At 43.8% G+C, this 15840-nt stretch carries 7 protein-coding genes; 6 read left to right on the top strand and 1 reads right to left on the bottom strand.

Annotated elements, in window-relative coordinates; all coding sequences use genetic code 11:
* The first annotated feature begins 116 nt into the window (after positions 1–116).
* The 6 genes from U0033_RS15855 (at position 117) to U0033_RS15830 (ending at position 13904) form a co-directional block, all read left to right on the top strand.
* A complete protein-coding gene (locus tag U0033_RS15855) occupies positions 117–3215 on the top strand; it encodes a SusC/RagA family TonB-linked outer membrane protein (RefSeq protein WP_072359368.1) in 3099 nt (1032 codons plus the stop codon).
* An 18-nt stretch (positions 3216–3233) separates the two neighbouring features.
* On the top strand, positions 3234–4898 hold the full coding sequence (locus U0033_RS15850; protein ID WP_072359366.1) for a RagB/SusD family nutrient uptake outer membrane protein: 1665 nt from the start codon (positions 3234–3236) through the stop codon (positions 4896–4898).
* Positions 4899–5074: 176 nt separating this feature from the next.
* Positions 5075–6889, top strand: coding sequence for a glycoside hydrolase family 35 protein (locus U0033_RS15845; protein ID WP_072359364.1), 1815 nt, complete (start codon positions 5075–5077; stop codon positions 6887–6889).
* Between the two features lie 551 nt (positions 6890–7440).
* Positions 7441–10719 (top strand): SusC/RagA family TonB-linked outer membrane protein, encoded by a 3279-nt coding sequence (locus U0033_RS15840; RefSeq protein WP_072359362.1) that lies wholly within the window; start codon positions 7441–7443, stop codon positions 10717–10719.
* Between the two features lie 27 nt (positions 10720–10746).
* Complete coding sequence (locus U0033_RS15835) at positions 10747–12426, top strand: RagB/SusD family nutrient uptake outer membrane protein (RefSeq protein ID WP_072359360.1); 1680 nt, start codon at positions 10747–10749, stop codon at positions 12424–12426.
* Positions 12427–12746: 320 nt separating this feature from the next.
* Positions 12747–13904: a carboxypeptidase-like regulatory domain-containing protein gene (locus tag U0033_RS15830; protein ID WP_072359358.1), complete on the top strand. Its 1158-nt coding sequence runs from the start codon at positions 12747–12749 to the stop codon at positions 13902–13904.
* A 293-nt stretch (positions 13905–14197) separates the two neighbouring features.
* Here the strand turns inward: U0033_RS15830 and U0033_RS15825 are convergent, their stop codons facing one another.
* Entirely contained in the window at positions 14198–15781 is a 1584-nt protein-coding gene (locus U0033_RS15825) for a glycoside hydrolase family 71/99-like protein (RefSeq protein ID WP_072359356.1), read from the bottom strand.
* Between the last annotated feature and the right edge of the window lie 59 nt (positions 15782–15840).

Raw genomic sequence — 15840 nt, 5'->3', positions numbered from 1 at the left:
CTCTTTTAAATGATTTACCCCCCTTTACATGGGGGGTAAAGTACCTAATTTGCTCTCATCGTTGATCAATGAAAAACTGATAATCAACCGTTTACTCATTCAAATTGAATTCCGTTATGAAAAAAGTCTTGCACAGGCACGTGCGGCAGTTGCCCTTGTTTCTGCGACTGTCCATGTTAATTATTTTCATGTTCCCTGTATTTATGGCACATGCCCAGGTGGGCAAAATTTCCGGTAGAGTGGTTGCCGGGGGGCAACCAGTTCCGGGTGTAACAGTGAAAGTAAAGGGTACTAATCAAGGGGCGGTGACCGATATTAATGGTCAGTATTCCGTAACCGCTAAGCAGGGTGATACCCTGATTTTTAATCACATGTCTTACACACCTCAGTCTATTGCAGTAGCAGGTACTGCTGTGAATGCAACGTTGACTGAAGTCGCCCAGAATGTGGGTGAGGTGGTGGTAGTAGGTTATGGTGTCCAGAAAAAGGCAACCCTGACCGGATCTATCTCCGTTGTAAAAGGTGCGGATATCGTAAAAAGTCCGCAGCCAAACGTATCTAACTCACTCGCGGGTCGTTTCTCCGGGGTAATTGCCAACAACCGCGCTGGGGAACCGGGTTATGACAACTCTAACATTTACATCAGAGGTCTGGCTACCAGCAACAACAACGATGTATTGGTGGTAGTAGATGGTGTGCCAGGTCAGATTGGTGGTTTATCAAGGCTGGACCCTAACGATATCGAAAGCATCAGCGTACTGAAAGACGCTTCTGCTGCGGTATATGGTAGCCGTGCAGCAAACGGGGTAATTCTTGTAACAACTAAAAGAGGTAAAACTGGTAAACCGGCTATTAACTATAGCTTCAACCAGGGTTTCTCTTCACCTACCCGTTTGCCTAAAATGGCAGATGCAGCCACTTTTGCACAAATCCAGAACGAAATTGCATATTATACCAGTCCTACAGGTGGTATGAATCAGTTCTATAGTGATGCGCAGATTCAGAAATATAAAGATGGCAGTGATCCACTGAACTATCCGAATACTGACTGGCAGAAAGTAGTGCTGAATAAATCAGCGTCACAGCAACAGCATAACCTGTCAGTAAGTGGTGGTAATGAAAGTGTAAAATATTTTACATCACTGGGTATGATCAGCCAGGATGGTTTGTACAGGAATGGTGCAACTAAATATGATCAGTACAATTTCCGTTCTAATATCGATGCAGATATCACAAAGCGACTGAAAGTAAGTTTGTACTTATCTGGTAGAGAAGAAGACCGTAACTATCCTATAAGCGGTGCTGGCGATATCTTCCGCGCTATCTACAGGGCTTACCCTACTGTAGCGGCTTATTTCCCGAACGGACTGCCTACATATGGTATTGAAGGTGCGAACCCTGCCCTGCTGGGAACCGACATTGGAGGTACTACCCGTAACCCTACACAGGTATTCAATGGTATCCTGAAAGGAGTTTATCAGATCCCTGGTGTAGAAGGCTTGTCAGTAGATGGATTTTATTCCATAGATAAATCCTGGAATTTCCAAAAGTCATTTAGCAAGCCTTATTCTGTGTATATCTATCATTCTGATACTGATTCCTATGAAAAGAAAATTCAGGGAGGTTCAAACGGGCTGGCTACTTTGTCAGAAGGACAATTAAACAGAATGATGATGACGTCTAATATCAAGCTGAACTATGCGCGTCAGTTTGGTGCACACAACATCTCTGCATTTGTAGCGTATGAGCAGGCTAAAACTTCTCAGGATTCACTGGGTGCTTATCGTCAGAATTTCCCATCCACTGCTACTCCTGAATTATCTCAGGGTGGTCCAGCTAATGCTGATAAAAATAACTATGGTAACAGTTATAACTTTACCCGTAAGAGTTACATCAGCAGGGTTACTTACAACTACAAAGAAAAATACCTTTTAGAAGGCCAGGCACGTATAGATGAATCTTCCACCTTCGGAAGCGGACACCGCAGAGGTTTCTTCCCTTCTGTATCTGCAGGTTATCGTATTTCACAGGAGCCATTCTTTAAAAATATCAAATTCATCAATGACCTGAAACTTCGTGCTTCATATGGTTCATTGGGTAATGATAATATTCTCCTGTTCCAATATTTTGAGAACTATTCATTCAACAACCAGTATGTAATCGGCGATGCTGTACATGCAGGTATTGATCTGACAAAACTGGCAAACCCGGTTGTTAGCTGGGAAGTAGCGAAGAAACTGGATGTGGGGCTGAATGCTATTTTCCTGGATCATTTTAACATGGAGTTTATCTACTTCAAACAAAAACGTACCAAGATCCTGACACAGCGTAATGCTTCTATTCCTGCAACTTCCGGTATTGTGAATCCTAATGGATCTGATCCGCTGGTACCAGCAGAGAATATTGGCCAGATCAACAGTGGTGGTATTGAGGCGACCTTAGGCTACAGCAATGTAACAAGTGGTGGTGTCAGTTATGGTATCAATGCCAACTTCACTTATGCTAAGAGCAAGATCATTTACATCGACGAAGCTGCCAGTGTACTGGATTACCAACGCCAGACCGGCCATCCGTTGAATACTTACCTGCTGTATAATACGCTTGGTATTTTCAGAACACAGGCAGACCTGGATAAATATCCACACCTGTCAAATGCAAAATTGGGTGATCTGATCTATGAAGATTATAACAAGGATGGAAAAATTAATGCAAACGACCAGACCAGGAGTCAGTATGGTAACATTCCTGAAATTACTTATGGTGTGTTGCTGAACGCTGGTTACAAAGGTTTTGATGCATCTGTAGTATTTGCAGGTCAGACACGTGTAAGTCAGTATGTACTGCCTGAATCCGGTACAATCGGTAATTTCTACAGCAGCTGGGCAGACAACCGCTGGAGCCCAACCAATACTGGTGGTTCTTATCCAAGAGTAGATACCCGTGCTTCTTCTTCTATTAACGGTGGTTTGTATTCAAATACTTTCTGGCTGAATAATTCTTCTTTCCTGCGTTTGAAAAACGTAGAACTGGGCTATACCATCAATGCTAATGTATTGAGCAGAGCCAGGATCAATTCACTGCGTGTATTTGCAAGTGCATACAACCTGTTCACTATTACCCATGTGAAAGATTACGATCCGGAAGGAAATAGCGGCAGTGGACAGTTCTATCCACAACAGCGTATTGTGAACCTGGGGCTGAATGTTAAGTTTTAATTCTGAAAAATTGCAGTCATGAAAAAGATCCAATATTTTATATTCCTTCTTGCATTAGGATTTATGTCCTGTAAGAAGAACTATCTGGATATCGTACCAACCGACCGTGTTTCTGATGCTTCGGTATTAACTGATTCCCTTTTATTTGTTGATTATGTGATCAACCGTTACATGGGTGTAAAGCTCCAGGATAAGGAAGGAGAAGGTACACCTCCCGGATTTGGAAGAGGGTTTGAGTACGCAATGTGGAGCTCTCTCACAGATGAATCTATTTATAATAATGATGATAATACCTGGCTGATCCAACAGGGCTTGCTGGCTCCCGAGAACACAGGTATTGCTGGTACATTATGGGGCAGGAGTTATCGTAGTATCAGGGAAGTGAATTATGCGCTGAACAGTTTACCTGTTGTTCAGATGAGTGAAGGTCTGCGCAATAAACTGAGAGGCGAACTGCATTTCATTCGTGGTTTCCGTTATCATGACCTGATCCGTAACTATGGTGGTGTAGTGATGATGGGTGATAAGGTGTATAACCTGACTGACAACCTGAATGACCCTGCTTTGTTCAACCGTGCTACCCTCCAGGAATCTATGGACTATGCCATAAAAGAGCTGGATTCAGCAGCCTATTATCTGCCGGCCACCAATGGCGGTGACTGGGCATTGGGCCGGGCTACAAAAGGTGCTGCGCTGGCACTGAAGTCAAGGCTGGCATTGTATGCAGCTAGTCCTCTTTACAATGTGGGTTCATGGGCAACTGCTGCTGCGGCTGCAAAAGCAGTCATGGATCTGGGTCAATATTCTATTGATGCAGATTATGGCGGACTATTTAAAAATTCCGCGAGTAAAGAGATCATTTTCGAAAGGTTATATGTGATTGGTACAAGGCATACCTGCCTGGAAATTGCCAATGGTGCGAATGGTTATGGTGGCTGGGCCGGTAATTCACCATTACAGAACCTGGTAGATGCTTATGAAATGAATAATGGTAAGCCGATTACAGATGTCACTTCAGGTTATAGCGATACCAAGCCATATGTAAACAGGGATGCCCGTTTTTATGCAACTATTTTGTACAACGGCGCAGCCTACAGGAATAGTACGATTGAAACCTTTACACCCGGTGGAAAGGATAGCCAGGATGGTAATTCTAACTGGAATACATCCAAGACAGGTTATTACCTGAAGAAGTTCATGGACGATAGCAATCCGATTGACAACCCATGGAATATCGCTGGATTACAGCCATGGATCTATATGCGTTATGCAGAGGTACTGCTGAACTATGCTGAAGCACAGAATGAGGCAGTAGGTCCGGATGCATCAGTATATGCTGCTGTGAACCAGGTACGCCAGCGTAGCAGTGTAAATCAGCCTGCGCTTGCTGCGGGTATGACACAGGACGAGATGAGAACGGCTATCAGAAGGGAAAGACAGGTAGAGCTGGCATTTGAAGAGCATCGTTTCTATGATGTGAGAAGATGGAAGATTGCCAACACTACAGATAATGTGGCTGCTGGTGGTATGTCTGTGGCCAAAAATGCGGATGGTACATTTACCTATACCAGGAAGATTGCGCTGGCAGGTCGTGCATTTGCTGACAAAAACTATTGGCTGCCAATTCCAAGATCAGAGATCCAGGCTTCCAATGGTAAGTTGACCCAGAACACAGGTTATTGATAGGGCTATAGTGGAGATTCGAAAGCAATAGATCTCCAACATATCACTAAGATATCACCAAAAGGGCACTTCATTATCCTTTTGATATTGAGGTGCCCTTTTAGTGATCTTATAGTGAAATTATAGTGAAGATATAATTGGCTTATCAAGTAATAGTTATACTAAAAAAAGACAGGATGAAAAAACTAAGTGTAGCGATCATCGCCCTGATGGCTTTATGGATACAGGGGATGGGGCAGTCTCAACACACCTTTGCATTGGGAGACAGTGCTTTTTTACTGGACGGACATCCTTTTCAGATGATTTCGGGGGAGATCCACTATCCCCGGGTACCTCGTGAAGCATGGCGAGCACGTATTCAAATGGCGAAAGCAATGGGTTTGAATACGATTGGTACTTATGTATTCTGGAATGTGCATGAACCGGAAAAAGGGCATTATGAGTTCTCGGGAAATAATGACATTGCGGAATTTGTAAAGATCGCAAAAGAAGAAGGGATGTATGTAGTACTGCGTCCAAGTCCCTATGTGTGTGCGGAATGGGAGTTTGGTGGCTACCCTTACTGGTTACAGAATGAGAAAGGCCTGGTGGTAAGAAGTAAAGATCCGCATTACCTGGAGGCGTACCGCAATTATATCCATGCAGTGGGTAAGCAGCTGGCCCCCTTGCAGGTGAATCATGGTGGTAATATCCTGATGGTGCAGATTGAGAATGAATATGGTTCTTACTCAGATGATAAAGATTATTTAGATATCAACAGGAAGATGTTCATCGAAGCTGGTTTTGATGGATTACTGTTTACCTGCGATCCGGAAGCCGCGATTGTGAACGGACATTTACCGGGCTTATTACCAGCTATAAACGGGCAGGATAACCCGGTGAAGGTAAAGAAACTGATCCGCGAGAATCATGGCGGGAAAGGACCTTTTTATATTGCTGAGTGGTATCCTGCATGGTTTGACTGGTGGGGTACAAAACATCATACGGTGCCTTATCAGCAATACCTGGGCAGATTGGATAGTGTGCTGAGTGCAGGTATTTCTATCAATATGTATATGTTCCATGGCGGTACTACGCGTGGATTTATGAATGGTGCAAATGCGAATGATAAGGATCCTTATGAGCCGCAGACAAGTAGTTATGACTATGACGCACCATTGGATGAAGCGGGGAATGCAACAGAGAAATTTATGCAGTTCCGCGCAGTGATTGCAAAGCATTTGCAGCCAGGGCAGACATTGCCTGAGGTGCCGGCGAAGAGAGGTGTGACTACCATTCCTGCTGTACAGCTGACAAAATCTGCGGGTATTTTCAGTTTATTGCCAGCGGCCGTGAAGCATACTACGCCAATGACTTTTGAAGATTTGAAACAGGCGTATGGTTTTGTTTTATATAGAACAACAGTAGATGGTGGTAAAACCGGTTTACTGAAGATTAATGCACTGAGAGATTACGGAATTGTGTTTGTGAATGGAAAGAGAGTGGGTACGCTGGATAGGAGATTGAAGCAGGATAGTTTGCAGGTGACATTGCCAAAAGGTAAGGTGCGCCTGGAGATCCTGGTGGAGAATCTGGGAAGGATCAATTTTGGACCATATTTATTACAGAATAAAAAGGGGATTACAGAGAGCGTGGTATTTGGAGGAAAAGAGCTGAAGGGATGGGAGATGTATTCTTTGCCGTTTAGTTCCGTGCCTGTAGTGAAGGCGGGTAAGGCAGGTGTGAATGAGCCGGTGTTGAGAGAGGGTAGTTTTAAGGTGAATAAGGTGGGTGATACTTACCTGGATATGAGCCAGTGGGGAAAAGGTGTAGTGTGGGTGAATGGACATAACCTGGGCAGGTATTGGGAAGTAGGGCCGCAGCAAACAGTGTTTGTGCCGGCAGAGTGGTTGAAGCAGGGAGAAAATAGTATTGCAGTATTGGAGTTGATAAAAACGGAAGTACAGGTCGTGAGGGGGGTAGATCATGCTATTTTGGATGAGGTAAAATAGAAACGTAAAACGTGCGTAACGGGCCTTCCCTTCCGGGAGGGCCCTTTGCATTAATTTAAACCACACCTTAAATCGTATTAAAAATAATTCTATATTAATATATTCTCATTTTTTGCGTTAAAAATTATGAAATTATAAACCAGTTCTATATATTTATAACAACAACCAAGATCAGAAATCCGAAACCAAAATCGAATCAATACTTTTTATAAGGCTGACATTGTGATGAAATTTTATTGATTACCGCTGTAAAGGCCCTCTTTTACAGGACAACTATTTAACTTATTTAAACCAGATGAAGACGCCATTTCAACAAATGGTATGATTTAAAAGACGAACCTTTTACCGTAAGATTAATTATCGTATTAACCCGTTTCCTGTGCTGTAGCGCATGCTGCTATCTTTTGCGGTATGCCTGTTTTTACTATTATTTTTTGTTTGGGAGAAAATAACGAAACAATGAAAAGACTGCTACGGTGGGCGATGCCAGCAACCCACGTGTAGTGACTATTTGAACATAAGGTTATCTACTGTCATTTTAAATCACAATTATGAGAATCAAGGGTTTTCTATGCCTTATGGTACTGATGTGCCATGTCTTTACGTTTTCATTATTTGCACAATCAACCAAAGTCACCGGTACCGTTAAAGATGAATCGGGGCAATCCATTCCAGGTGCTACTATTAAAATTAGAGGGGGTGGTGGTACGGTCGCCGATATAGATGGCACTTTTACTATCATGGCCAATAAAGGCCAGAAGCTCATCATCACAGCTGTTGGCTACGAAACAAAAGAAGTCGCTGTAGATGGTGCACCTATTCATGTACAACTGGGGAACGACAAAAAGATCTTAACAGAATTTGTTGTCACTGGTACAGGAAGCCCTACCAGCAGGAGAAAACTTGGTATCTCGGTAGAATCTGTTTCTGCTGAGAAACTGGCCGGTGCTGCTACCAGCATTGACCAGGCATTGGTAGGTAAGATTCCGGGTGCACAGATTTCTACTGTGAGTGGTAACCCCAGCGATCCTGTGAACATATTGCTCAGGGGTGTAAATACAATTCAGGGAGGCACCAGGCCACTCATCATCTTAGATGGTGTACAGGTAGCTGCTACTGACTTCAATAGCCTCGATCTCTCCAACGTTGAAAGGGTGGAAGTGATCCAGGGGGCTGCTTCTGCGGCATTATATGGTGCACAGGGAGCAAATGGTGTAATACAGCTCTTTACTAAAAAAGGAAGAGCTGGTAAAATGGAGGTAAACTATTCTACCAGTTACTCCTTTAATAATTACATCAACAGCGGTGGTGTAACCAAAGCTAATAAACATCCCTGGCTCACAGATGCAAACAACAATGTAGTTGATGCCAATGGCAATCTCCTGGCCCTTGATAAGTACGGCGATTATTCCGGTATCAGTTATTCTTATGGCGGTGCCACCCGGTATGCCATGCTGAATCCTAACAACGTTGCTGACAAGCCTTATAACATGAATTTGAAATACTATGACCACTTCAAAGAAATGTTTTTAACAGGTAGTACCTGGAACAATGCGATCAACTTTAGTGGCGGTACTGATAAGACAGATTTCAATATGGCATTCGCCAATAACCATACCTTAAGTCCGGTGATGCATAACGGTTATGTGGATCGCACAAACCTGACTGCAAACATTGGTACCGAGGTATTCAAAGGATTCCATATCCGCTCTGCTACACAGGTTATCTACACCAAAAATACACTGACACCCGGCCTCGGGGCTCCTGGTGGTTACCTTTACGGCAGAGGTAACGTGGCAGGTAATGTCAACAACATCTACAGTTTCCTGAACACTTCTCCTTTCTTCAGTTTAAAATGGAAAATGGCAGATGGACATTCTCCTGCTTTTCAGACCGCCGACTTCTTAAGTATCAATGCATTTAACCCCTACTACGTACAGGAGTATGCGTCCGGCCTGGATAATAAAATTGATATCGTACAAAGTGTGAATGCCAATTACCAGATCAACCACTTCCTGGAACTGGATGCGAAGTATGGCATCAACTATAGAAATGAACGCGCAACATGGACCTACCTTAACCAGACCGGGAATGCGAATGCCGTGTACTGGGATACCAAATCTTCTAACTTTGCCAGTGACCGTACCGGTGAAATTGATCAGTGGAATTATACCACTACTTTCCAGAACTTTTTGGGTAGTGCCTATTTCAGGACTGATTTTAAGAAAGACTTTGGCTGGAATCTGCCTATCCAGACAACCACACTGGCATCATATGATTACCGCCAGAGAAAGTATAGAGAATACGACATCTATGGTTTAGGATTGCCTACTACTGCTCCTATTAACCTGGCCTCTGCTTCCGCCCTGTATGTAGCACCGATGTCTTCCTCTACTACTGAACCTACTAATGGTGATTACCAGGAGACGTTTGTGACCTTCGGTTACCTCATCGATCAGAAGATTGATATCGGTGACTGGGCAGGTGTTTCCGGTGGATTCAGAAGTGACTGGTCTTCTACTTTTGGTAGTGGTACCAAGCCTTTTACTTTCCCTCACGTAAACGGTTATATCCTGCCTTCTTCCTTTAATTTCTGGAATGGGCTGGAACATGCTATTCCTTATTTTAAGATCCGTTCTGCATATGGTGAGGCTGGTACACAGCCTGGTGTTACTGACAGGTACCCTACCCTGAACCAGGGGGCATTGGGTTCAGGGCTGTATTATTCCAATCCTGCTACTGCACAGAACCCTAATTTGAAGGTAGAAGTTTCTAAAGAGTTTGAAGTAGGTACAGACTTCTCTGTTACCCTGTTCAATGGTGACTGGCTGAGTGCTGTGAACGGATCATTTACATACTGGACACGTAAGGCACAGAATGTTATTTACAGGGTAAGTGCGGCATTGTCTACAGGTGGTACATCTGTGTTGACGAATGCTATTGATATGTCTTCAAAAGGTATTCAGTTCCAGGTAAATCTGCCGGTGTATAAGTCAAGAGATTTCAGTTGGGATTTCACCACCAATTTTGGTAAGCAGACATCTATGATTGACAATATCCGTGGTGGTGCAGATATCATCCTGACATCTGCTGCGGGCAGTACTGCACTGACGCTGACAGCAGGCCGTAAGATCGGTCAGATCTATGGCTACAAGGCATTGAAAAGCCTGGATGCTGTGAAAGGTAATGGTGGTAAATACATTTCTGACGCTGACAGAGGCAAGTATGAAATAGTAGAGGGTCGTGTAGTAGATACTGCTACCAAAGCGATTCAGTTTGAAGAAAGCGCCTCTTCTTTTGGTGATCCGAATCCAAAATTTAATGCATCATTTATCAACCAGTTTACCTATAAGAATTTCCTGACATTGTCTTTCCAGTTTGACTGGGTATATGGCAGTCATCTATACAACCAGACCAAAGAGTGGATGTACCGTGATGGTATAGATGGCGACTTCTCCAAACCGGTTACAATCAATGGCAGAAGAGCCGCTTATACTGCTTATTATGGTAGTGCATATTCCAGTTCATGGGGTAGTCTTTATGGACCGGGTAACAATGCTACCAAGGATTATTTTTATGAAGATGCTTCTTTCCTGCGTCTGAGAAACGTTTCCTTAGGATTTGACCTGGCAAGGTTCCTGCATTCGCAAAAGTTCAACAAGCTGCAGGTAATTTTTACAGGCAGAAACCTGCTGACAGTGACGAAGTATAATGGTTTTGATCCTGAGATCAGTTCTGGTGCTGCTAATTCATCATTCGACAGAGGAATTGATCATAGTACCATTCCAAACATGAGATCATATCAGGTAGGCTTAAATGTAGGATTCTAAATTTTTATTTTAAAAGGGAACATCATCATGAGTAATAATAAATATATCTTATCTCTTGTTTGCAGTTTGCTATTATTGGGAACACTGTCCTGCAAGAAAGAACTGAATGTAGGTAACCCGAATCTGCCTACGGTTGAAGGCAATGTGAATACGGAATCAGGTTTGATCTCACTGGCGATCGGTGGTGTGTACGTCAATGGTTTTAAAAGGGGGGATGACTGGCTGGGGGATAGTTATTTTTCACTCCCTTTCGGATATGCGGAACTGTTAGGCGATGTGGTGGGCGCACAGGCATCGAACCAGTTAGTAAGTACGATGAGCATTCCGGAATATTTTATCCTGGAGGATGGTACGAAGACAGAAACCGGTATTAAAAACGTAGACCAGATGCGTTCGAACAATACCCGTGCACAAACGGGTTCCGGTTACAACCCTACTTATTACCAATGGCTGAATATGTATGCTATGAATAATACGCTGAACCAGGTATTGAGCCTGGTAGATGGTATTTCATTTTCAGGAGATGGTACCACCCGTTCAAATACCATCAAGGCATGGTGCTACTGGTGGAAAGGTTATGCATATTCACAGGTTGGGTCTTTGTATTATGCAGGGTTGAGAGTAGATACATTTGGGAGTACTACTAACAGGTACCTGGTCAAGGATAGTATCATTGCCTTATCCAATGACTATCTGAATAAAGCGGCTAATTTGCTGAAAACAGGTATTAGTAGTTCTACTGATTATGCTGCAATATTGACACAACTGATCCCTTCTTTTTGCCAGGTAGGGCATGGAGGGGTGTTAACAACTGATATGTGGCTGAGGAATATCAATACAATGCTGGCGAGAAATCTGCTGGTGAATAAGCTGGCTCCTTTTGTGAATAAGAACCTGAGTGCGTCTATTACAACGACTTCTACTACACCGATGACAACGGCCGACTGGAACGAGGTATTGACATTGGCGACTACCGGTATCAAAGTTGGTGATTATGTTTTTACGGGTAGAAGTGCGGCTGCGAATGGATTTTTCTCCGCATCCGGTGGTACAGCATCGGTGTTGACAACGGGCGTGAATACATCAACTACGTTCAGACTGGGAGAGCGTTTTATGCAGAACTTCCATGATGGTGATAAGCGTGTAACGAATAATTTTGATACAGCGACGAGATACCTGGATGATTTGTCTTTTGGTACAAGATGGAGTATTGTAGATGGAGGCAAGGGCGCATCTGGGGTGTATGTATATGGCACTACCGCGATAGGTGCTTATGAGCAATATATAGCGGGCAGTTATGAGGAGAATGCGCTGATGCTGGCGGAGGCAAACCTTCGTTTGGGGAATACAGAAGCTGGTCTGGCCTATGTAGATGCAGTGAGAAGCTACCAGGGTTCAGGTGTTGCAGCGGTGACGGGAACGGGTTTGTCAGCTGTGAATGCCATGCAGGAGCTGGTGATGGAAAGAAGGGTATCGCTGGTGTTCAGAGGCTTATCATTTTATGATATGCGCAGGTGGGGATGGTCTTATGCTATCGGATCTGGTGGGGGAAGTTATGGGAATAATTTCCTGACGAAGGCTGGGAAATTGAGTAAGAATGTGACGATCAATTTTAATTTTATGGATTACTGGGATGTGCCGGCAGATGAAGCAGATCTGAATCCGGGAGGAGCGGGCAGTGCGGAAACGAAGAATCCTAATTATTGATATTTCATTATTAAGCTGGCCGCGGGTCATTACTCCATAAATAACAATAAGGGCTGAGAATTGCTTAAACGGGTACCCGACTCCATCGGGGATATGAATAAAAGGAGGCTGTATCATAGTCCGATACAGCCTCCTTTTATTCGTATCCCTGATACCCTGATGGAGAAATTTTATCAAGCGATTCTCAGTGGCTTCATTTTACTGATGATACATCCCCGGCTTTTTGAGCTATTATTCAAAAATCGTGTTTTATCTGCACATCCTGCCTTTACATCGATATTAACAAAATGTCTTTCCATCTTCGATGTTATTTCGCGGCCATGAAAAAAATTCTATTCCTCTGTTATTTGTTCACACTGACGAAGTTCGTATCTGCACAGGTCAAAATTACGGGTACGGTCGTATCAGCTACTGATGGCAAGCCATTGGGTTTTGCTACAGTGTTTATTAATAATACGAGTAAGGGTGGAACGGCTACTGAAGGTGGTAGTTTTAATATAGGCGCTGTGGTACCGGGAAGGTATGAGTTGATTGCATCTTATGTGGGCTATGAAACGGTGTCGAATTTCCTGGATGTGAATACAGAAGATGTGCATATAAAGATCGCCTTGCAGCCGAAGGCAACGGTATTGAAAGCTTTTGAGGTAAAGCGTGATCCGAAGCGGGAGGCGAATATTAAAAAGTTCAAAGAAACATTTATTGGAAAGACGGAGTTTGCAAAGACTTGTGTGATTACGAATGATGAGCTACTGGATATTGGGTACGATAATGCGGAGCAGGCACTGAAGGCGAGTACAGAAGATTACCTGGTGATTATTAACGCGGCATTGGGTTATAAGATCAGGTTTCTGCTGAAGCAGTATGTGAATTCAGACAGGAACCATACGATCTCATATTATGGCTATGCATTTTATGAGAATATGACCACGAAGAAGAAGGCGCAGAGGCGGCTGTGGGCAGCGAACAGGGAAGCGGTGTTTCATGGTTCATCCTTACATTTTTTCAGATCATTGATCAATGGGAATACAGCAGCAGAAGGTTTTGTTGTGAATGAAATAGTGCGGAGGCAGAGGCAGCGTGGATATGTGAAGGATACGATTGTGAAGAATGGTAAGATCATGATGGACAGTGATGCGTATTCTGATGATAGTAGTTATGTGAATTACAGGATGCCGACCCCTTTACTGCCGATAGATCTGATGAAGCCGTCTGATAGTTTGGTGGATAAGTATGAATTGCACTGTGAGAATATGCTGATGGTAAGTTATATAAAGGAGCTGGAAGCGAATAAATATGCAAGATTGATGGGGAGATTGCCAAGGCAACAGGAGTCAATGATACGGTTTATGCAGGCGGATTGTACGTTTAGTAAGGACGGGGTTTGTGTGAATCCCTTAGCAATGTTATTCAGCGGGTATTGGGGATGGGAGAAGGTAGCGGATCAGGTGCCGTATGATTACGTATCGACATCTCCTTAGTGAGATTATTTAAGACGCTTAGGTTAGATGGTAACCAGCCAGGGAGGTTGGCTCATAAATAGAAATAACCGCTGAGAATTGTTTAAACGGGTACCCGACTTCATCGGGATACGAATAAAAGGAGGCTGTCTCGGACTTCGACAGCCTCTTTTCTAAAAAGGTTTTCATTACCATTTGTGAATTCCCTCTTTCATGAATGTTTTTATCCGGGTTCCCGAGGGAGACAAAATTTTAGCAAGTGATTCTCAGCGGCTTCTTTTTACTTAAGATACATCCCCGTATTGGGTAAATGATTACTGTTGTAAGGTCCATTGACTACTTTCAAAATAATTGGGCACAACTGTACATTGTGCAAACCCGCTTTGATTTTCAAGATTCAGGTAGGTGCTCTGCCATTCATTTTTCAGCCTTGTATACCCATTGTAACTCTCCAGCACCCAGTAACTGCTGTAGTAGGTATTCGGTACACCGGAGCTTTCTACATAAGCATACAGATGTTCTATATTCAGGTAATGTCCTGTGGAAAGGTTCCTGAAACGAATATGTCCATTCACAGTTTCCTGCACCCATTTATATTGATTACCTGAATTGGTGGTACTATATTTTACCTGGCCATTGTCTTCATAGAGGTAAGTGCTCAGCCATTTGTTTTTGATATACACACCGGTGCCGGTATTGCCGCCACCCAGGTTATTCAGTAAGGCTTCGGCCTGTGCCACCTGTTGATTGGCGAGGTAGCTGAATACCTGGTCGAGTTGTGCCTGAATGCTGCTGTTGCCGGCGTTAGCTTTGCGGGCCTGGTATAATTGATAGATCACTTCCAGTTCATGTTGACCATAAGGTACCCCGAGTTTTTGCTGCATGGTGGTCAGGAAGGAATAGCCGAATTCTTCAGTAGGTTCTATCATGGTACCTTCTCCGTAATCATTCCAGGTAGCGAATTGAATAATACTCACGGAGGAAGCGAGGGCCTTGTCCAGCATCGTGGAGAAAGTGCTGGTGCCATTGAAGGCAATCTGCCAGGTAGGGCCATCGGCGCCGCCGGCGGCATAGAAGGAATTGAACCCCGGGTATACTACACCAATTGAGAGTGCAAAACTGGCTGCCTGTGCATAATAGTTATTAACAACGGTAGGATGATCCTGGTAGATCCAGGGAAATTCTCCACCGGCATTATTGGCACCTACCTCGGAAGTAAAGCCATAAAGGGGGATGATCTTTGGTTTTGGACTGATTCCACTCAGGATAGCATCCCATTGGGATGACTGGTGAAAAGTAATAGGACCAAAATTCAGGACCACCGGGTTGCCATTAGTGGTGAGGTAATTGGATTGATTAAAGTAATTGTTCTGCATGTAGGTGAAGTCGCCATGCGCACCGGAGGTATTGCCGGCATCCCAGTTCCTGTCTTCTTCAACGATGCCGAATTGCAGGCCGAGGGCATTGAGTTTGGCGATGAGGGCATTGGAATTTGCGAGGTTATCAGGATAGTCATAAAGCACCCTGGTACCTGGCCAGTCGATGAAAACGCCGTCTGCACCAGCGTATTTCATGAGCAGGAGTTGATATTCGATGATGGCGGGATCGCTGGAGTAGTAAGGGCCGGTTTTAGGATAATAGTAAGAGGCGATTTGTCTTTTGCCATTGGTGATGATGTCAGGATTTTGGGTGTTCATTTTCCAGTGGTATCCCCAGCTGCCTTTGGAGTCGGGTGTTTCGAACCAGGGCATGTAGTGGATAAAGATCTTTTTGCTGGTGGTTTTGCTGATGTTGGTAGCGGCAACCGTTTGTTTGTTGGATAACAGGGTGGCGTCTTGTTGTTTGTTACAGGCAAGTAGTAACAGGGCACAGCAACAGAGCCAGGTCAATGTTTTCATAAAGGATTTTTTAAAATGGTTATTGATTGAGTATTCTTAAAACGTAAATGTACTTATCA

It is taken from the genome of Chitinophaga sancti, from assembly GCF_034424315.1.
In the GTDB taxonomy this organism is placed as follows: domain Bacteria; phylum Bacteroidota; class Bacteroidia; order Chitinophagales; family Chitinophagaceae; genus Chitinophaga; species Chitinophaga sancti.
Note: the sequence above shows the minus strand (reverse complement) of the source record. Positions and strands in the feature narration are given on the sequence as shown.